General features: G+C 69.3%; 14 protein-coding genes. 7 read left to right on the top strand and 7 right to left on the bottom strand.

Annotated elements, in window-relative coordinates:
• Positions 1 to 174 precede the first annotated feature (174 nt).
• From DMA15_RS02505 to DMA15_RS02475, 6 genes are all read right to left on the bottom strand, one after another.
• A complete protein-coding gene (locus DMA15_RS02505; RefSeq protein WP_125511018.1) occupies positions 175 to 1,431 on the bottom strand; it encodes a DUF4365 domain-containing protein in 1,257 nt (418 codons plus the stop codon).
• A 1,172-nt stretch (positions 1,432 to 2,603) separates the two neighbouring features.
• Positions 2,604 to 3,482, bottom strand: a complete 879-nt coding sequence (locus DMA15_RS02495; RefSeq protein ID WP_164551666.1) for a phytanoyl-CoA dioxygenase family protein — start codon at positions 3,480 to 3,482, stop codon at positions 2,604 to 2,606.
• A 25-nt stretch (positions 3,483 to 3,507) separates the two neighbouring features.
• The gene (locus tag DMA15_RS02490; RefSeq protein WP_125511016.1) at positions 3,508 to 4,368 is read right to left on the bottom strand and encodes a class I SAM-dependent methyltransferase; all 861 of its coding nucleotides are present in this window, start codon (positions 4,366 to 4,368) and stop codon (positions 3,508 to 3,510) included.
• Positions 4,365 to 5,105: a class I SAM-dependent methyltransferase gene (locus tag DMA15_RS02485; protein WP_125511015.1), complete on the bottom strand. Its 741-nt coding sequence runs from the start codon at positions 5,103 to 5,105 to the stop codon at positions 4,365 to 4,367. The genes DMA15_RS02490 and DMA15_RS02485 overlap by 4 nt, the downstream gene beginning before the upstream one ends.
• A 20-nt stretch (positions 5,106 to 5,125) precedes the next feature.
• Positions 5,126 to 6,295, bottom strand: coding sequence for a YcaO-like family protein (locus DMA15_RS02480; protein WP_125511014.1), 1,170 nt, complete (start codon positions 6,293 to 6,295; stop codon positions 5,126 to 5,128).
• A gap of 23 nt (positions 6,296 to 6,318) precedes the next feature.
• A complete protein-coding gene (locus DMA15_RS02475) occupies positions 6,319 to 7,221 on the bottom strand; it encodes an HEXXH motif-containing putative peptide modification protein (protein ID WP_125511013.1) in 903 nt (300 codons plus the stop codon).
• 644 nt (positions 7,222 to 7,865) lie between these two features.
• Here DMA15_RS02475 and DMA15_RS02470 point away from each other — a divergent pair.
• The 6 genes from DMA15_RS02470 (at position 7,866) to DMA15_RS02445 (ending at position 14,890) form a co-directional block, all read left to right on the top strand.
• On the top strand, positions 7,866 to 9,005 hold the full coding sequence (locus tag DMA15_RS02470) for a glycosyltransferase family 4 protein (protein WP_164551665.1): 1,140 nt from the start codon (positions 7,866 to 7,868) through the stop codon (positions 9,003 to 9,005).
• Positions 9,002 to 9,994 carry an NAD-dependent epimerase/dehydratase family protein gene (locus DMA15_RS02465; RefSeq protein WP_125511011.1) on the top strand — a complete coding sequence of 331 codons (993 nt, stop codon included), beginning with the start codon at positions 9,002 to 9,004 and terminating at the stop codon, positions 9,992 to 9,994. Before DMA15_RS02470 ends, DMA15_RS02465 begins: the two co-directional genes overlap by 4 nt.
• A complete protein-coding gene (locus DMA15_RS02460; RefSeq protein ID WP_125511010.1) occupies positions 9,991 to 10,620 on the top strand; it encodes a sulfotransferase family protein in 630 nt (209 codons plus the stop codon). The genes DMA15_RS02465 and DMA15_RS02460 overlap by 4 nt, the downstream gene beginning before the upstream one ends.
• Positions 10,617 to 12,029, top strand: coding sequence for a sulfotransferase (locus tag DMA15_RS02455; RefSeq protein ID WP_125511009.1), 1,413 nt, complete (start codon positions 10,617 to 10,619; stop codon positions 12,027 to 12,029). Before DMA15_RS02460 ends, DMA15_RS02455 begins: the two co-directional genes overlap by 4 nt.
• Positions 12,030 to 12,136: 107 nt before the next feature.
• Complete coding sequence (locus tag DMA15_RS02450; RefSeq protein WP_240659655.1) at positions 12,137 to 14,014, top strand: ATP-binding cassette domain-containing protein; 1,878 nt, start codon at positions 12,137 to 12,139, stop codon at positions 14,012 to 14,014.
• 39 nt (positions 14,015 to 14,053) lie between these two features.
• A complete protein-coding gene (locus tag DMA15_RS02445; RefSeq protein WP_125511007.1) occupies positions 14,054 to 14,890 on the top strand; it encodes a sulfotransferase in 837 nt (278 codons plus the stop codon).
• Positions 14,891 to 15,656: 766 nt separating this feature from the next.
• Here DMA15_RS02445 and DMA15_RS02440 read toward each other — a convergent pair.
• Positions 15,657 to 15,950: a hypothetical protein gene (locus tag DMA15_RS02440; RefSeq protein WP_125511006.1), complete on the bottom strand. Its 294-nt coding sequence runs from the start codon at positions 15,948 to 15,950 to the stop codon at positions 15,657 to 15,659.
• Positions 15,951 to 16,079: 129 nt separating this feature from the next.
• Here DMA15_RS02440 and DMA15_RS02435 point away from each other — a divergent pair, with 129 nt between their 5' ends.
• On the top strand, positions 16,080 to 19,358 hold the full coding sequence (locus tag DMA15_RS02435) for a DUF6603 domain-containing protein (protein WP_125511005.1): 3,279 nt from the start codon (positions 16,080 to 16,082) through the stop codon (positions 19,356 to 19,358).
• Positions 19,359 to 19,361: the final 3 nt, after the last annotated feature.

Raw genomic sequence — 19,361 nt, 5'->3', positions numbered from 1 at the left:
ACGTGCGTGACACGACCCCGGACACGACGAAGGGCCAGCCTGGGAGGAATCCCCTCCTGAGCCGGCCCTGGATGTCAGCGGCCATCGCTAAGCTGCCGGCATTGAGCCGTCGTGATGCTGGGCAGTCGATACTTGTGCTGCGGCCGCCTGCGCGCTTCACCCGACTCGGACTTGTCACCGAGCGGCCGAAACCCTGTTCTGGATCCCCATGGATGCCGCCGTGGAGCCCGGCACGGGGATGCGCCAGACTATTCGGACCTGCTCGTCAAGGGGGAGCGAAGGGCCACCGACGTAGATGCAGCGGATCAGGTAAAGGATGGCCAGCCGGAATGCCTCCGGCTCGATGTCGTCCATCGTTGCCACCCTCGCCCGGCTCAGCTTGTTCACCTGGCGGACGATGCGAGGTTCGGATTCAAGAGGGCCCAGTTCGGCGACGATCTCCGGTTCGAGCTCGCCGTCCTCGCGCAGGGCCAGAATCGAGCGCTGCATCAAGTCGGGCTCGGCTGCGATGCGTTCGAGAATTCGGGCAAGGACGTAGTCATGGATCACGTCCGCCTCGATCCTCCCGTGCTCCTCGCCTGTACAGCTCGGACACCCGTCACAATCGACGGTGCCGACAAGATCGCCTTCGGGCCCTTCGTCCGCTTGCCGGGTGGAGATGAAGCATGAGGCTACCCACATGGTCTCGGATCGACTCAGCTCCAGGTCCTCGGCGGTCCACAGGTCGGGGTCGGCGGGTCCGCCGCCTCTACCGTCATTCGGCATCGGAAGCTCGGAGGACATCAGGGACTCAAGGCTGACGAGAACCGGGTCCCAGCCTTGGGTGCTGAGCAGCAGCGTCGCCACCGCATCCCCCGGACGTTTCCAGAAGATGAGGTCCTCATCGTCGCCGTTGACAAAGTGCAGAACGTGATCCGCCGGGTCGAATTCGACTCCGGACATCTCGCCCAGGTGGGTGAGGACGGCCTGTCGTCCTCGGTAGCGCCCGACATAGCGGCGGGCCTGAGCAACGAAGAACTCCATGGTGGTGTCGTTCAACACCGCGTTGGGGCTGACGCCGACGAAGCGTGGTGGGTTGAGCGGACCGAGTCGGCGGAGCTGTTGGGTGGCGTTCGCCCAGTGCAGTCGCTTGGTGTCCGGGTCGTACACCACACAGTAGACAGGGATGTTTCCGTCTGCCCAGGTGTCACCGTGGTGGTCGACAGGCACCGAGTAACCGTTGCCTCGGCGCCAGCTTTCCCCACCCTTGACCTGGACCTTGATCGTGTCGCTGCTGACATCTCCGTTGTCGGTAAAGGTGACGTAGAGGTCCTCACCGAAGTCGTTCTGCCCGGATATCTCTTGAACGATGTGATCGTGCTCTTCAAGCAGGGCGCGCAGCGCGTTCACAGCCGCCTGCCCCACGCGTCGCCCTTTCGGGATTTTCGGCATACCACTCTCCCCCCCCGAGACCCCCTCGCCTGCGCCGGGTGGGTTCCGGGGCAGTCTTTTCCCCATCATCCTGCCTCACGCCTCTGACATCGGACCTTGGAGGAGGGATGCAGGAGCCCGCTACGGATTGGTTTGGCACAGCTCGACAGCGACGAAGGCCCAGCTCGGTGAGCTCGACCAACGGTGGGACCACACACCGGGAAACACCTGCCCTGGCGCACCCTGGCTCAACATATCCGGAGCCGCGGGTACTGCGGCGCGCGCCTTGTACTCGTGGGCGTTCAAAAAGAACGCATGGGCCCAAGAGCCGACCGAGGACTGGCGGAAGGCCTTGAAGTGGCTGAAGCGAAACTCTTTGCCCGTCAGTGCTCTCGAGGAAGCAGATGTGCTGCGAGGGGTGCTGTACGCCCTGTGTCACAAGCTGGACGGCAAGGCGGCTGCGGCCAAGACGGCGCGGTGCAAGCGGGCTGCGTTCAACCAAGTGCTCAACACCGCAGTGGAGAAGGGTTACTTCGCGATGAACCCTCTCAACGGGTTCAGGTGGAACGCTCTGACAGTCAGCGAGGAGGGGGACCCGGGACGACGGCGCGGTGCGCGAGGTGCACTCGCTTGAGCGCCGTGCGGCTACTGCGACCCGGCCGGTGCCTATCCCGCCGCAGTTCGTGTGCGTCCTGCGGGCGCACATCAATCGGTTCGGCGGGGCGCCGGACGGTCGGGTGTTCCGGAACCAGGCCGGCAACTACGTGGACGCGTCTGCGTATGGCATTACGTGGGCGCGGGCACGGAAGCATGTCCTGTCCCGCACGGAACTCGCCTCCGGGCTGGCCAAGCGGCCCTACGATCTGCGGCACGCCGGGATCTCGTTCTGGCTGTACTCCGGTGTGGACCCCGCTTAATGCGCTCGCCGCGCGGGCCAGAGTATCGAGGTCCTCTTCCGGTACTACGGCAAGTTCCTGGATGGCGTCGGGGAGCAGGCCAACCGGCTGATTGAGCAGTCCATGCAGGAGTGGGACCGCGTCAGTCAGGGCGCGGTGCCCGGATAGCGATGGGAGGAACCGGGACGCGGTGGCGGGTCCGGAGCTGGTCCGGATCTTGGTAGCCACTGCACAGGCGGCAGGGAGCGGCCAATAGTGGGAAGTCGTGCGGAGCACCGAGTGGTACTCCGCACATGCTCAAGTTCCGCGCGAGCTGACACGGCGGCGGGTCTGACGAACGAGTTGGCGGGCGCGTCCGGCGGTCAGAACCGACCGCAGCGGTGCCAGGGGGCGAAGCGGTGTGCCGAGCAGGCGCGGATCGAGGTACGGCACCCAGCCGGTGGCGCGCGGGTGGTAGCGGGGTGGGCCGAGGCAGACGCGCTTGGTGACCACCCACCGGGTCTCCGGCCCACTGTTGGGACGAGTGGCATGGAGATGGTCGCCTGCGAAGAGCAGCAGGTCACCCGGGTCGAGCTGGACTTCCACCGGTTCGCCGACCGCTTGGTCGGGGAGCAGGCGTACCCCCTCGTGGAGCAGCGAGCGCCGATATGCCCCGGGCCAGATGAGCAGGCCGTTGTCGCGGCGGACCCGGCTGAGAGCCATCCAGAGGTTGACGGAATTGACGGCTGTGTTGAACCACGAGTCCACGTGGGCGCCGGTCGGGACCATGAAGCCGGTGTACCCGCCCAGTTCTTCTTCCCGGCCGTGGACAGTGGCCCTTGGGGGCATGATCCGTACACCCAAGTGGTCGCTGACGTACACCTTGCGGCTCTGCGGCGGGAGCAGGTCGGCGAAGCGCAGCAGCAGGTGACGTGCGGCGGGTCTGAGGCGACGGTCCAGGTCGTCGCGGACGGCGCGCAACTGGTCGATGTCGGCGACGGTGTGGATGTGCTCCAGCCCTCGCTCCGACACCTGCTCGGCGGCCTCCGGCGAGACGGCGGAGGCGATGGCTGCCAGTGCCGCCCGGGTCCATGATCCTGCGGGAGTGAGCTGTGCGAGACCGTCCCGGACGACCACCATCCGGCCGTCGAGGACGTGGCGGAGATCGAGTGCGTCGAGGGAGCGGTGTGACGTCACGGCGGGCACGCTGCTTCTCCCTGTCTCAGAACCGCTGTTGGGCGGGTGGCTTGGAAGCACGGAGAGAGAAGGACAGGGGTATGGACGGCAGGCCATCCGGCAGCCGCCACCAGTAGTCGTCGTGCTCCACCATGCAGGGGAGCATTCGCCAAGCCACGAAGGGCCATTCGTGAAGGAATTCGATGGTCAGTCCCGCCGACGCCAGGGCGCTGACGATCTCGCCGAGTGAGTGTCCCCAGGCGTATTCGACTCCTGGTACCTCGCGGTCCGGTACAGCTGTTGGACTGCGGTACTCGAAGGAAAGGGGCTCCGGTTCACCGAAATACGAGTAGCGGAGGCGTAATTCGGCTGTGTCGAGGCGGTTGTCGAGCATCCAGGCCGCGGGATGGGACTCGAAGACGTAGACGAAGCCGCCCGGTGCGACGAAGTGGGCGACGACCTCGGCCCAGCGGCGCAGATCGGGCAGCCAGCCCAGCACACCGTGAGAGGTGTACACGATGTCGAAATGGCCGTCCAGATGGTCGGGCAGTGCCAGGACATCCGCCTCCACGAAGACCGCCGACGGGTCGATGTCGGCGGCCAGGGAGCGCGCCGTCGCCACGCCCTCGGCGGCGAAGTCGACACCGGTCACCCGGGCACCCAGCCGCGCCCAGGAGAGTGTGTCGATGCCGACATGGCACTGCAGGTGCAGCAGCGAGCGGCCGCGCACCTCGCCGACCTCAGCACGTTCAAGTGCGCGCATGCGTGAGCCGCCGACCCGGAAACCGGCCAGGTCGTACTGGGCCGACGCGGCCTTCAATGGCGTCCACAGGCGCCACAGTTCGCGATTGTTGCGCAGGTACGCCTCTGCGTCACGAGCCCCACGGGGCAAGTCGGCCGCGCTCATGCCGGCAGCTCGTACACGCTGACGTGGTAGTTGCTGCTGTCGGTGAACGGGCCCCCGGACCAGCCGCCGAACCGTTGGCGCAGTCGCAGGCCGGCCATGGCGGCCATCAGGTCGAGTTCACCGACAGAGGCGTAGCGGAAGGCCACCCGGATGTGCCGAACCTCGCCGTCGTGGACGACCTTGTAGTCGGAGGTGTAGCGCTGGGTCGCCGGGTGGATCCGGCGGATACGAGTGACCGCGTCGCCGCCGGCCGCCCGGACGGGCTGGGCATCAGCCCCGGCTCCGACGGCCAGGACCTCCGGAAGATGCGCGTCCAGGACAAAGAGCCCGCCCGGGAGCAACCGCGCCGCGGCCCGGGCCAGGCAGTGGATCTGCGCTTCCTGGGAGGTCAGCTCGGAGAACGTGCCGTTGACCACGTAGATCATCCCGAACCGGCCGTCGTGGTCCACATCGGAGAAGTCGCCGATGCTGATGGCGATTTCGGTTCCCCCGGTCTTGGCGCGGAGTTGTTCGACCATGGCCTTCGCGGCATCGATGCCGTGGAGGTCGTGCCCGAGCGCCGCGAGCGGAAGGGCTATCCGCCCTGTGCCGATGCCCAGTTCGAGCATGGGACCTTCCGGTGCGGTCGCCGCCAGCCGGTCGAGCAGGGACACCGTCGCGTCGGTGGTGGCCGTCGGCGGGGTGAACCAGTCGTCGTAGTGGTCGGCCAGGTCCGCGTAATCGGGACTCGGGGGCATGCTGCTCCTCTGTGAGTGGTTCAGCCGAAGGGGTGCGGCGGAATACGCGAGCCGATGGGAGAGGCGGACGGCAGCGGCAGGGCGCCGGGGGCGATCAGCCGGACGACGGCCGTACCGGAGGCGGCGAACGCGGCGGGGGTCGTGTCGACCGCGATCACGTCCTGGCCGGTGTGCTCGGAGAGCAGGCGCACAGGGTCCACCGGCCCCTGCCCGGTCGGGCACCGGTCCGCCGTGGTGTGCGGCAGCCAACGCGCCATCGCGTCCTGGCAGCCGAGATACGTCCACACCGCGTGCTCGACCGCGGAGACCGGCCCGTTGCCGGGTAAGGACCGCCCACGGACCCGTCGGGCCGCCGACGTGCTCATGCTCCAGCGGACCATGAGCGCCTCGTGGGCCGCGCGGGCGATCAGCTCCGCCTCCTGCCCTGAAGGGCCGCAACGAGCACCGAAGGTCTGCTCGGTGTGCTCGGGCGTGTGCAGACAGATCGCGACGGCGTGGAAGCCGGGCGCGGGCAGGGTGAAGGCGGTCGCCCGCAGTCCGAGGTGCTCGCATACGCGACGTAGGGGGAGGGGCAGTTCGTCGTGCACGGGCCGGTGGCGGGGCGGATGCCGTGCCGGATCCTGCCAGCTCCGGCGGAGCAGATCGCGTTCGAGTGTCTCCCAGGCGGCATGCTCGACGGCGGTGCCCGGGTCGGGGTGGGCCGCGAGGCCCGTGGAGCCGGCCCGGTCGGGCGCCGCGCAACCCGCGGGCGGACGGTGCTGCAGGTAGGCCAGACCTGCCGGAACCAGTACTTCCGAACCGGAGAGCAGGGAGTGCCCGGTGACCCACAGCTGGCGCACGCTTCGGGTGTCCGGCCCGGACCAGGGCGCGGGGTCCAGGGCGGGAGCGCCTCGACGGACCAGCTCGGCGTGATCGGCGAGGAGAGTGCAGGCCTCCTCGGCGGCGCGGGCCGCCAGCACGTTGCCCAGGCGCTCCAGCAGCTCGCCGCGGGCCCGTACGGCGACGTCCTCGGGGTGTGCCCCCGAAGCGCTGCCGATCAGGACGTGGTCGCCCCCGGCGCTGTCCGTGGCGGCGAACAGCGCGCTGCGGGCCGCGACCCGCCCGAAGAACACCGCGGGTTCGACGGGGAACGGTACGAAGACCTGAGGTTCCCACGCGGTCGGTGAGGAGGGAGCTGCGGGCTGTGGCATCGGCGTGGCTCCGGGGTGTCGGGTCAGTCGGCGATGGTCCTCAGCAAGGCGGAACACTCCTCCAGCACGCTTAGCCCGTGTCCGGTGAGCAGCGAGGTACGGTCCCGCAGGGTGTCGATCGCCTGCCGCGCCCTCTTCACCAGCAGGGCCCGGCGGGCGTCCAGCGCGTCCGCGGCCGTGGTGTCGCCGCCGAGAAGCAGCGCGTAGAGCGCGCTGCTCCGGGCCAGGACGACCATTTGCTGGAACAGCCCCGCCACAGGCCGGGGATCGGCGCGCAGGGGGGTGCGCAGGGGATGTGCGGAGTCCGCTGCCGGGGTGAGGAACGGAGCCGTCAGCTGGGCGGCGTTGCAGCGGGTGTGGGTGCCTTCGTGCACCAGTGCCTCCGCGCACCGCACCGGACCGGGCAGCCCGCGAGGACTGGTGCGCAGCCGCGACCGGTTGACGTAGATGGCGCCATGAGTCGTGAAGTCGGTGAAGCCGTCGATCGCCGGGCCCTCCAAGAGAGCCACTTGCGCGACACCGATGCGCAGTTCGCTCAGCATCAGCGGCCAGGTGGCCGCCAGCCGCGCGACGCTCTCGTCAAGCACGGCCCGGTCCGATCGCTGCCAGGACGTCACCCGGGAGCCCTCGGAGGCGTCGGCTCCGTCTGGCAGTGCGGACAGTGCGCGGGTCACCGATCGGACGAGGTGGGGGGACGGCTCCGCGGGCGCCAGGCTCTCGCGGGCCTCGGCGCCACGCACGCTGCGCAAGATCGCCGAAGGAGCGAGTCCTGGCTCCGTCCGAAGGGCGAACGCGGCGGCCACCACGGCGGGATGCGCCTGCGGCGGCGCGGGGAGTCCCGCCGCCGTCAGGACGGAACAGACCACTCGATGGACCGCTCCCTCATCGCGCACCGCCTCGCGCGTGTCGGGTGCTACTCGCAGCAACTGCTCACCTCCACGCGTTCACTCTCTCCGGGGCAAGGAACTCGACGGGGGAGGGGCCGGTGCTATGTCCGGCAAGGCCCGTCCTCCGCCGGACTGCCGTGGCTCCGACGGAACGAACCTCGCCGACAGGAGCACCGGCACAACGGGCGGGGTGCGACCTGTCCGGACCGCTCAGTCCTGGTCCGGAATGTCGATCATGAGCGCGTACTCGGGGAGTTCCTCGGTGACCTGCTCGATGTCCTCGTTCTCCACGATGTCCTCCATGGCTGCTCGCGGGCCCGGTGGAAGCGTCGGGTGACGCCCCGATCAGAAGTACCGCACACCAGGACGGCACACCATCGGGGGAGACAGGCCGGTGCGGGAACCGGACAGGTCCGGGTTTCCGTGCTCCGGCCTGCCCGCCACGGCATGGAACAGGCGAACGGCGTTCCGGTGACCGGCCCTTGTCGATGCGCGTGTGACGTGTGGGGCGCCATGGGCTCTGTCGGCCCGTCAAATCTGGCTGGCAAGGGTGAGGCCGGGCCCGCCCGTGCGCTGCCGTGCGCCCCTGTGTGCCACGGCCGCCCGGTGGCGGGCATTGTGCCCCGACGCCCCGCTGCGGAGCATGGGTGTCCCTCACCGGCATCTCGGAGGCCCATCCAGTCATGCGGATCGCCTACCTGCACTCCGGCAGCATCCCCTCCGTCTACGCGAACGGCGTCCACGTCATGCGGATGTGCGATGCCTTCACCGACGCGGGGCACGAGGTCGTCCTCTACGCGCTGCCGGGGACCGTGCCCGCCGGCGACGTGCACCGCTACTACGGCACCCGCAACCGATTCGAGGTGCGGAGCATCGCTCAGCCCGGCCTGCGGGGGCTCGGCGTATGGATCCGTGCCTGGCGGATCCGCGCCGACCTCCGCCGACGAGGCACCCCCGATCTGCTGTACGGACGAGACCTGCGCGCCCTGCTCGTCTCGTCGGGCCAGACCCCTCTGGTGTACGAGACGCATCTGATGTGGCCGCGACGGATCGTCCGGAGGATCGAAGGCGTCCTGTTCCGCAGAAGGAACCTGCGACGCGTGGTTTTCGTCTCACAGGCGCTCGCCGACGACTACCGTCGCGTCTTTCCGGAGCTCGACTCGTCGCGGTGGGCGGATCTGGTGACGGCTCATGACTGTGCCGACCCCGCTCCGGCCGACGGGCCGGTGGCGGACCTGCCGGGCCGCCCGGAGGCACCGAAGATCGGCTACGTCGGTCATCTGTACCCGGGGCGTGGCACCGACGTCATTCTCGAACTCGCCGCCCGCGTACCCGAGGCCGACTTCCACCTCGTCGGCGGCACCGCGGCCGACCGCGCCCACTGGCAGAGCCGCTGCACACGCCCCAACGTCTACTTCCACGGGCATCTGCCGCCTGCCGAGCTGGCGCCCTACCAGCGTGCGTTCGACATCGCCCTGGCGCCTTACCAGCGCCGGACGTACTGTGCCGGAGGCGTGGGCGAGATCAGCCGTTGGGTATCGCCGATGAAGCTGTTCGAGTACATGTCCTACGGCAAGGCCGTCATCGCCTCGGATCTGCCGGTACTCCGGGAGATCCTGACCGACGGAGTCAACTGCCTGCTCTGCCCGCCGGACTCCGCCGAAGCCTGGGCGGCCGCGGTCAAGAGGCTCGTCGGTGATGCGCACCTGCGCGCCACCCTGGGCGGCGAGGCAAGACGGCAGCTCCACGACCGGCACACCTGGCGGATCCGGGCCGACCGGGTGCTGGCCGGGCTCGGCGACACAACAGGGCCGCGGCCTTGACGCGGGCCGTGGTGACCGGCGCCGCCGGCTTCATCGGCTCCCACCTCTGCGCTCACCTGCTCGCGTCCGGTGACAGCGTCCTCGGCATCGACTCGCTCACCGACTACTACGACCCGGCACTGAAAGACCGCAACCTGCGCGACCTGATCCCGCACCCGTCCTTCACCTTCCGCCGCGGGGACCTGCTGGAAGCCGCTCTCGAACCCCTCCTCGACGGAGCGGATGTCGTCTACCACCTGGCCGGTCAACCAGGCGTACGGCCTTCCTGGGGAAAGGACTTCGAGCTGTATGCCCGTCGCAATGTGCTCGCCTCGCAAAGGCTCCTGGAAGCAGTGCGGGACCGACCGTTGCGGAAGTTCGTCTACGCCTCCAGTTCCTCCGTGTACGGCGACGCCCCGGTCATTCCCACGAGTGAGTCGGTGTGCCCCCGGCCGCTCACGCCGTACGGCGTGACCAAGCTGTCGGCGGAACATCTGTGCGAGATCTATCGGATGTCCTTTGGCCTGCCCGCGGTGTCACTACGCCTGTTCAGCGTGTACGGCCCACGGCAGAGGCCCGACATGGCCCTGGCCCGGCTGATCGAGGCAGCTCTGACCGGCGGGCCCTTCCCGCTCCACGGGAACGGCGAGCAGATCCGCGACTTCACCTACGTGCGCGATGTCGTCACGGCGATGCGGGACGCGGCCGGTTCCTCTTTCACCGGCGTGGCCAACCTCGGCGGTGACGCCCCGGTGTCCATGAAGCACGCCATCGCGGCCGTCGAGCGTCTCGTCGGCCCGGTGAACCTGGATCCACGGCCCGGCGGCCGCGGCGAGGCCCGGCACACCGCGGCCGACATCGCCCTGGCGGCGCGGGCGTTCGGATATCGGCCCCGCACGGAGCTGGACGACGGTCTGGCGGCGATGGCCGACCAGACCGTCATCGATCTGGCGCGTCGGCCCGAGTCCGGAAGCACCGGCCCACGAGCCACGTGGAGGGGTGTCACGTGACCGGTGGGATTACCGGTGCGGCACCGCACCGCTCCCGTCGTCGTCCCAAGGTCTTCGGTATCGGCCTCTCGCGCACCGGCACCCGCTCGCTGACCGCCGCGCTGCGCACCCTGGGTTTCGACATCGTGCACTACCCCTCCGACCCCGCCACCTACCGGACCCTGCTCGCGGGCACCGGGCGCTTTCCGCTGCTGGCGGACCATGACGGGATCACTGACATCAGCGTGGTTCCGTACTACGAGGAACTCGATCTCGACTGGCCCGGAGCCAAATTCATCCTGACGGTCCGGGAGGAGCAGGCCTGGCTGCGCTCGTGCGCGACACACTGGGCACGACCGGTGGACAGCAAGACCGACCGTGGCGAGGGGTATCCGGACATGCAGCGCTTCCTGCGTGCTGCCGTCTACGGGTGTCTCGAATTCAACCCGGAACGCTTCGCCCGCGTCCACCGCCGTCACGTCGAGCGGGTGCTGCACCACTTCGCGGGCCGGGACGACGACCTGCTCGTCCTCGACATCGCCGGTGGCGAGGGCTACGAACGGCTGGCCCCCTTCCTGGGCAAGCAGGTCCCCGACCAGCCCTTCCCGAACGTCAACCGGCCCTCGCCCGCCCAGGACCGGCCGTGAGCGGCGCGATCCGCACCCTCCCCGGCGACTGGTCACCGCCCGCAGGCCGTCCGGTCGATCTGGTGCTCCGCACGGTCGGTGAGCGCACCACCCGCCTCGCTCTCGACCTCGCGATCCGGCACATCCGCCCACGCCGGGTTCACATCGCAGAGAACATCCGGCCGCTCGCCCGTGCCGTGGACCGCCAGGTGCACATCGACCACGGCGAGGCCTCGCATGTCGTCCACGTCGACGCCGACTGCCTGATCCTCGAGGACATGAGGCCCTTTCTCGACGCCAACGACCTGGCATACGTCGACTGCTTCGTCCACGACCGGTTCCGCGGCCGGGTCCACTGCGGGGTGCACATCTGCCGAACCGACCTGGTCCGGGCGATGCGGGGGGTGGATGTCGAAGCGGAGGCACCAGCGGCGGGGCGCGGGCCGATGCTGCGGCCCGAGGCGTTCCGGCGGCACCTCGCCCGACGCCATCTCCAGCCCGATGTGCAGCTGAAGGGCTTCCACATCCTGCACGACCACTTCCAGCACTATCACCACATCTTCGCCAAGTACGCTCTGCGCGAGGTGCGCAGCCGTACCGAAAGCGCACACGCGGTGCTGGAGTCGGCCCTGCTGAGCTGGGGAGACGACCTGGACTTCGTGGTCGCCAGAAAGGCGATACGGCACAGCCGCTCGGTGGTACCCGCAGATGTCACCCCGCACGCGCTGGGCCAGTACCTCGACGGCCTGCCCGAACTGGCGGCCCGCGTGGTCGGGGAGCTGCGCCTGCCCAGCCGTCCTCGGCTGACCATGGCCAAGGTCCGGAAGGCCGTGGCCCGCGCCCCGCAGACCCTTGGCCCCGCCGCCGACCGGCCCAAGGTATTTTCCCTCGGCCTGCCCGGTACGGCGACCCGGAGCCTGGTCGAGGCCCTCCACCTGCTCGGTTTCGACCTCGCCCACTACCCGTTGGGCGCGGCGGACCTGGCGGCCCTGCGCCGCGGGGACGGTGACTTCCCGGCGCTGCGGCACTACGACGGCCTGACGAGCGTCTTCGCACTCGCATCCCTGACGGCACTGGACGCGCGGCATCCGCGGGCACGGTTCGTCGTCACCGTACGGGAGACGGAGAGCTGGTTGCGTGCGGTGGAGCGGCTCTGGGACACCGGCTGGCCGGCGGGGGCGCCCGCGGCCGAGCGGGCCGCCCACAGGGAGGCGGCGTATCTGTTCCGTACGCGGATCTGTGGCGGGGAGACCTTCGACCCGGTTCGATTGGCTCGGGCCTACCAGGAACAACTCGTCCGCGTACAGCGTCACTTCGCCCGGCGCCCCGGGGATCTGCTGGTATTGGACATCTGCGCGGGCGAGGGCTGGGAGAAGCTCGCCCCTTTTCTCGGCCGGCCGATTCCACCGGGACCGTTCCCGGCGGTGTGAGATCCTCCACCGCACTGTCATCCGCACGTGGGGTTTCCGCGCCCGGAGAGGCGCGGCCCGGTGCGGTGTCACCGTGCGGCACCGGAAGTGACGGCAGGATGACACGGGTGCCGACCCATGCTCCCTCGACCTCCGCTCAACAGCCCGAACTGCGCCTGGGCTGGGACGACCCGCATCACGACCACGTCGCGGCGGCGGGTCTGGCGCAGATGGCGGCCCGTCTGCCCGCCACGATCGCCGCCGCCGCCCGGTTGAGCTGGGCCGCCGACCGGTGGGCGGCCCTCCAACTGCTGGTGGCACAACTGCTCGCGGCTGCCTCCGCCGCGGTGGTCCTGGCCGCGACCGCCCAGGTGATCGGAGCCCTTGTCGGGCAGGGCCAGGCCGGCGAGCGGCTGCACGCCGCGGTGCCGGCTCTGCTCATCGCGGCGGGTGCGGCCGCCACCCGGGCGGCGTCGGACGCGGTCTCCCAGTACGCGGCGGTGAAACTGGGGCCGGAGGTGACCGCCCTCGCCGAGGAACGCATCCTCGCCAAGACCCCGGAGGTCGAGCTGACCGCTTACGACCAGCCGGAGTTCAACGACTCGCTCCAGGCAGCCGGCCTGGGGGCGATGGCCACGCAGGACCTGATCGCCGACGCGCAGCAATTGATCTCCGCGGTGGCGCAGTTGACGGCCGCGGCGACCGTCCTCACCCTGCTGAACCCCCTGCTGCTGCCGCTGCTGGTTCTCGCGATGCTTCCCAAGGGAGCGGCCGCTCTGGGCGCGGCTCGTATCGCCCACCACACCGCTCACACCAGCCTCGCCGACAACCGCCTGCGCTACATCCTGCGCCAGCACAGCACGGACCGCCGGACGGCCGCCGAAGTCAGGGCGGGCACCATGGCCGCGTTCCTGCGCCAGTGGTACGCCCAAGTCGCGACGCGGATCAGGACCAGGCACCGGGCGGCCGCACCCAGAGTGCTGCTGGTGACACTCGGCGGAGCGGCCGGGACCGGCATCATGCTCACCCTCACCTGGCTCACCGTCGGGCTGCTGACGATGAACGGCACCATCGCGCTCGCGGTCGCCGTCACGGCCGTGGTCGCCGTCCGCTCTTCCACCGGCGCGCTCAACTCCCTGGTGGTGGCGAGCGCCCGGCTGTTCCGCACCTCGCTCCACCTCCAGGACTGGCGGAGCTTCCTGGCTCTCGCCGACACCCTGCGCGCCACGCGTGGACCGCTGGCGATCGACTCGGCCGGCCCCCGGGAGATCCGCGCCCACCGAGTCTCCTACCGTCACCCCGGCAGCCCGGCGAACGCCTTCGCGGTTCACGACGTCAGCCTGACCCTGCGCAGCGGTGAGGTCGTCGCCCTGGTGGGTGAGAACGGTTCCGGCAAGACGACTCTCGCCCACCTCCTCACCGGCCTCTACCTGCCCACACACGGCACGGTCAGCTGGGACGGCATCGATCTGGCCCAGGCGGATCCGCACTCGGTCTGGTCGCGCGTCGGTCTGGTGCCCCAGGACTACACCAAGTGGCCGATGGCCGCGAGAGAGAACATCACGCTCGGTCAGGCCCGCGGCGAGGACGACCTCGTACACGCTGCCGCCCGCGAGGCCGGCGCGGACAGCGTGCTGGCAGGACTGCCGAACGGTCTCGACACACTGCTGGCCAAGTCGTTCTGGGGCGGACACGATCTCTCGGGCGGTCAGTGGCAGCGCCTCGCCGTCGCCCGCGCCTGCTACCGAGAGGCCGGCGTGCTGGTCCTTGACGAGCCCACTTCCGCGATGGATCCGCGTGCCGAACACCGGGTGATCAGCCGCTTCAAGACGCTGGCCGAAGGCCGGACCGCCGTGTTCGTCACGCACAACCTCACCAACACCCGCGTCGCCGACCGCATCGTCGTGCTGGCCGGGGGGAGCGTCGCGGAGGAGGGAACCTTCGATGAACTCCTCGAGCGAGGCGAGCTGTTCGCGGAACTCCACAAGCTGTCACAAGATCGGTGACCGGTTCCCCGACCCCGGCGACGGAGGTGCTGTGAAGTGATGAACAGTGAGCGGCGCAACAAGACGGTGATCTTCATCATGGGGGCCGGGCACTCCGGTACCACGCTGCTCGGGCTGATGCTGGGTGCGCATCCGGCGGTCTGCTTCGCCGGCGAGGCGTGGAACAGCACCCGCCTCGGCACCATCAACGCACAGGGGCGGACCGTCGGCTGCAACTTCTGCACCGACGGCTGCCCCGTGTGGGGCGACCCGCTGCCGAGCACCGGCCCCGACCTCTACGAGGTGCTGGCCCGGCGCTCCGGCCGCCCCTTCGTCGTGGACTCCACGAAAGCGGTCGGCTGGATCGATCAGCAGACGGCACTGCTGCCCGGCGCCGTCCACCGTCATTTGGTGGTGCTGGCCCGCGATGGCCGGGCGGTGGTCAACTCCCTCCTGCGCAAGTACCCCGACGCCAACCCCGCGGAGCTGGCCGCGGAGTGGGTCGCCCAGATGCGCCGGACAGAGGATCTTGCGGCCCGCTGGCCCGGCATCGTCAGCCGGGTGCACTACGAGGACGTCGCCACCCACCCCGAAGACGTCCTGTCCCACCTGAGCGCGACACTGGGCTTCTCCTTCCTTCCCGCGATGCTCGACCCTTGGCTCAGCGTCCAGCATCCGTTGGGCGGCAACGCGGGCACTCAGTACATCGTGGCGCGGGAACGCGCCGCACGGGCCACGGGCCGGCCCGTCAACCTGAAGCGCACCGAGCGCGCCTACTACCTCGGCCACCCACCCGCGATCGTGCTGGACCTGCGCTGGCGTGAGGAGATGTCCGAGCCCGCGCTGCGCGCCTTCGACGCGATCGCGGGCGAGACCAACGTGCCCTATGCGCGTTGACGGTTGCCGAGTCTCAGGATTCTTCCGGCCGGCGCGGGCAGTCCCGCATGCCGACCCAGGTGGGCGACGGCCAGCCCCGTCTACATCGACCCGTACGTCTCCAGCCCGCGTCCGGGCTGGACCGCGGTCTCCAAGAAGCACCGGGCACCTCGTACTGGAACCACTCCTCCCACGTGGCCCGGGCCGGGCACGTACAACCGCTGCTTCTCCTGCACCTTCTGGGCCACCGACTTCACCCACCTGCCCGAGTTGCGCCAGTTGCGCGCCGGGAAGGCGGAGCAGCTCGCTGCGCTGGAGAGCGCCTACGGCGGCGTGCTTACCGCGGGACCGTTGAGCGCGGCGAGCGGCGGTTCTGGCCGGGCAGCGGCGTCTGGACCAGCCGACCGTCAACCCGCAGTACCTTCAACGCCACCGCGACCTGATGGAGGAACTGCGCGCGCAACGAGACGCAGCACTCGCAGCCGGCCGATCGCCGCGGATGATGCAGAGCCAATGAACAATCAGTAAATGTCTGTCAGGCACGGTTCGCTGCGGGGGCCGCCTTGTGAGCCATTCCGCGGATTTGCAACGTAAGTTAGTCAAGGGACCCACCGACCTATTTCACCTGACCGTGCAGGAAGCGTGACCGGGGACGGCTCGGGAGACCTCTGCCCCGCGGAACGTCGGGAGACCTCTGCCCCGCGGAACGGCGGCGGCCCATCAACTGGAACGATGAAGTGTGCGGTCGCATCATCCTCCCGTCGGTCTGGCCCGCCCCGCCACCTGATCAACTGACTTTGGCGCTGTCCTGGGGGTGCATGGCTGAATCCTGTAATTCGGGCGTTGATTCGGGACAGCGGATCGCGAAGCGGGGAGGGTGGCGGGCAGCGGATTCGGTCGTCTGAAAATGCGCTGGCCGAATCGATTCTCCGAACGGTCCTTCGGTCAGGTGTCCGCTTCCGGCGGCCCGTGAAATATCCTGAATCTCCTCACGTGAAAGCGAGTTTGGCGAGAAAGCGGCGGCCATTTCCAGGTTTCTGGCCGGTGTTTTCCAGACGTATTGGCCGGATGACTGTGCCACCCGTACTCTCCGTATTGATGTTTTTATGACCCTCGCCTATTTTATTTTCCGTAATGGCACATAACGGCACAGGGGCCCCGCATTCCCGCGGGCGCCTCACCAAACCGTGTCCACAGGCGGGGGTCACCCATGGCGCTGACGGTCGACGAACTGGTTGCACTGTTCCCGGCGGGGGGTGCCGGTACGTTCGAGCTCGACACCGGGCGGCTCGGGCTGAGCGGCGAGTCCGAGTCCCTGGAGCACCTGCCCAGCGGCGTTCTGACCCTCACTGAGGCGACTGCCGACAGCGCCGCTCTGACAGTGACCGGCAAAGTCACTTTGGCCGGTGAGGAGATGCCGGCCAGTGCCCGGTTCTTCGCCGCCGGCACGGCGGTCGACGCGCTGCTCTTCGAGGCGAGCCCGGCGACCTGGCTGCTCCAGACCGCCGTCGCCCGCGTCGACCTGTCCGGACTGTCCGGCGGCCGGTCACTGCGGGTCCTGCTGGCCGCCGGACAGGCCGCGGCCGCGGCAGGACGGTGCCCCGGCACCGGGCCGTGGGTGGGCTTCCAGCTCGGCGGGGCGGTCGCCGACCCGCTGGAATTCCGCGCCGAACTGCGCAAGGAGTCCATCGGCACGGCCCAGCCCCTCGACGGGCCGCCGCTGCTGATCACCCCGCTGCTCGAAGCCCTCGGCGAGTACGGCGTGGAACTGCCCGGACCGCTGGTCGACTGGCTGGAGCGGGTCCAGCTGCACCAGCACCCGATGGGCAAGATGGACAACCTGATGGTCACCGCCGAAGCGCCGGTGGACCACGGCACCGGCGCGAACCCGGTGGAACTGCTGGTGCTGCGGACCACGGCGCTCGGCCGCACCGGCCAGGACGGCAAACCCAAGGCCACCACCGTCGCCATGGTCCGGGCCCGCACGGACTGGGACGGTTCCGGGCTGCCGGTGGTCGGACCGATGATCGGCAACGGGCTGCTGTCCCTGCCCGCGCTCCAGATCATGTACGTCTCCGAGAACCTCAGCGCCGAAGACGTCATCAAGATCAACCGGGTCGTCACGGAGTACAACCTCGGCCCGCTCCAGCAGTTGCCGGTGGCGAACGAGGCGGCAGGGGTCCCGCTGGGCAAGAACGTGAGTGCGGCGGTCCACCTCGCGGTCATGGGCAAGCCGATCCCGGCACTGGTGATCACCGTTCCGCCGAAGTTCGGACCGGATCCGCAGAGCCCGGACAAGCCGAAGCTCGAATACGAGTTTGTGATCGGCAAGCAGTTCGGGCCGGTCTACCTCTCGTCGATCGTCTTCCGCTACGACTTCAAGAAGGGCCTGCTGATCGAGCTCCAGGGCCAGGTCACGATCGGTTCTCTCACCTGGCAGGTCGCCGGACTCGGCTTCTACGTCGGCATGAGCGGCGGCTTCCCGCTGCTGCCCTTCCTGCACGGCATGAACATCGAAGCCACCGCCGCCGACGGGCTCATCGGCTTCAAGGGCGGACTGCTCAACAAGACACCGGACGACCCCGCCCTCGACTTCGAACTCGCCGGACTGATCCTGGTCCAGGCGATGGTGGTCGAACTTGGCGCTCAGGCCGTGTGGGCACGCAGCGTCGAAGGCTGGCACTCAGTCTTCATCTACGGTGAGCTCTCCCTCCTCGGTGGCGCCTCGGTCTTCGGCCCGCCGCCCTTCACCGTCACCGGCTTCTCCGCCGGATTCGGGATCAACAGCTCCTTCAAGAAGGTCCCCACCGGCGCCGAGATCGCCGAATTCCCTCTGGTGGCACGACTGGACGCGGCCCAGGCCCTGCCCGGCATGCCCGCCCCGACGCCGTACACCCCCGAGGACGCGCTCAAGGCCCTCACCGGTCCCACCGGCTGGATCCGCCCCACCGAGGGCCAGTACTGGGTCGCCGCCGGGGTGAAGTTCACCAGTTTCGGCTTCATCGAGACCAAGGCCCTCGCCGTCATCGAATTCGGCGACTCCGTCAAGGCCATGCTGCTCGGCCGCACCTCCGTCAGCCTGCCGCGCACCCTCAACCCGAGCGCCCGGGCCATCGCCAGGGTGAACATCGGTCTGAGCCTCGGCTTCAGCTCCGCCGAGCACTGCCTGTCCATGGACGTGGCCCTGCTGCCCGGCAGCTATGTGCTCGATCCGTCGATCGAACTCACCGGTGGCATTGCCGTCTACGTCTGGACCGGCGGAGGCCGCGCCGGGGACTTCGCCATCAGCCTCGGCGGCTACCACCCCGACTACAACGTCCCCGCCCACTATCCCCGGCCCAAGCGCCTGGGGTTCGTGTGGTCCCCGGCCAGCGACATCACCGTACGGGCCGAGGCCTACGCCGCGATCACCCCCGCCGCGTTCATGTTCGGCGGGCGCCTGGCAGCCGTCTACGACAAGGGCATCTTCTCCGCGTGGTTCACCGCCCACCTCGACGTGCTGGTCCAGTGGAAACCCTTCTACCTCGATGTCCGGCTCGGCATCAGCATCGGTGTCGCGGCCACCATCAAGGTCTGGTTCGTCCGGGTGCGCATCTCCGTCGAGGTCGGCATCGACCTCCACCTGTGGCTGCCGCCCTTCGGGGGCCGGGCCACCGTCAAACTCTGGTTCATCTCCTTCAGCTTCGGCTTCGGCTCCTCCCGCGACAACACCCCCACCGTGGACTGGCCCGAGTTCCGCACCCAGATCCCCGCACCCGCCCGGGTCATCCCCAACGAGGGCCTGCTCGCCGACGCCGACCAGGGCGAGATCGCCCGGCGCGCGGCCGCCAAGGAACCGACCCTCGTCTCCTCGGCCGGATTCACCTTCACCACCGAATCCGGCATCCCCGCCTCGCACCTCTACATCAACGACCGGCTGATCAAGCAGTCCGATGCGGGGAGCATCGACATCCGCCCCATGCGGAAGACCGGTGTCACCTCCGCCCACCGGGTCACCATCACCAAGGACGGCACGACCTTCCACCCCACCGACCATCACTGGGTGGTCAAGCCGGTCACCGGCACGGTCGCCCCCGGCCTGTGGGGCAAGCCCCTGGCCAAACCCGGTGATGCGCTCGACGGCGACCAGCTGCTCGAAAACCGCCTCACCGGACTGAGGATCACCCTCCCCGAGCCGGACTACGGCACCGACACCGGGCCCGTCACCTCGAAGGCGCTCTCGTACGAAGGACTCCCGGACGGCCGCATGCCCCTGCGCGTGTCCGACCCCGCCGGGCCCGAGCCGCGGGCCGACGACCAGAGCATCCGGATCATCGTCGACACCGTCGCCGCCCCCACCGTCAAGGCCTGCCGTACCGCCGTGCTCAGCACCCTCGCCCGGCTCGGCGCGGGACCCGGCGCCGACACCGACAGTCCGCTCACCGGCTACGCCGCACTCGCCGGCCGCAGCCTGACCACCCCGCCCCTGACCACCACCGCGACGAGGTGACCG

The sequence above is a fragment of the Streptomyces sp. WAC 01529 genome (genome assembly GCF_003945545.1).
In the GTDB taxonomy this organism is placed as follows: domain Bacteria; phylum Actinomycetota; class Actinomycetes; order Streptomycetales; family Streptomycetaceae; genus Streptomyces; species Streptomyces anatolicus.
This window is presented reverse-complemented; position numbering and strand designations above follow the sequence as displayed.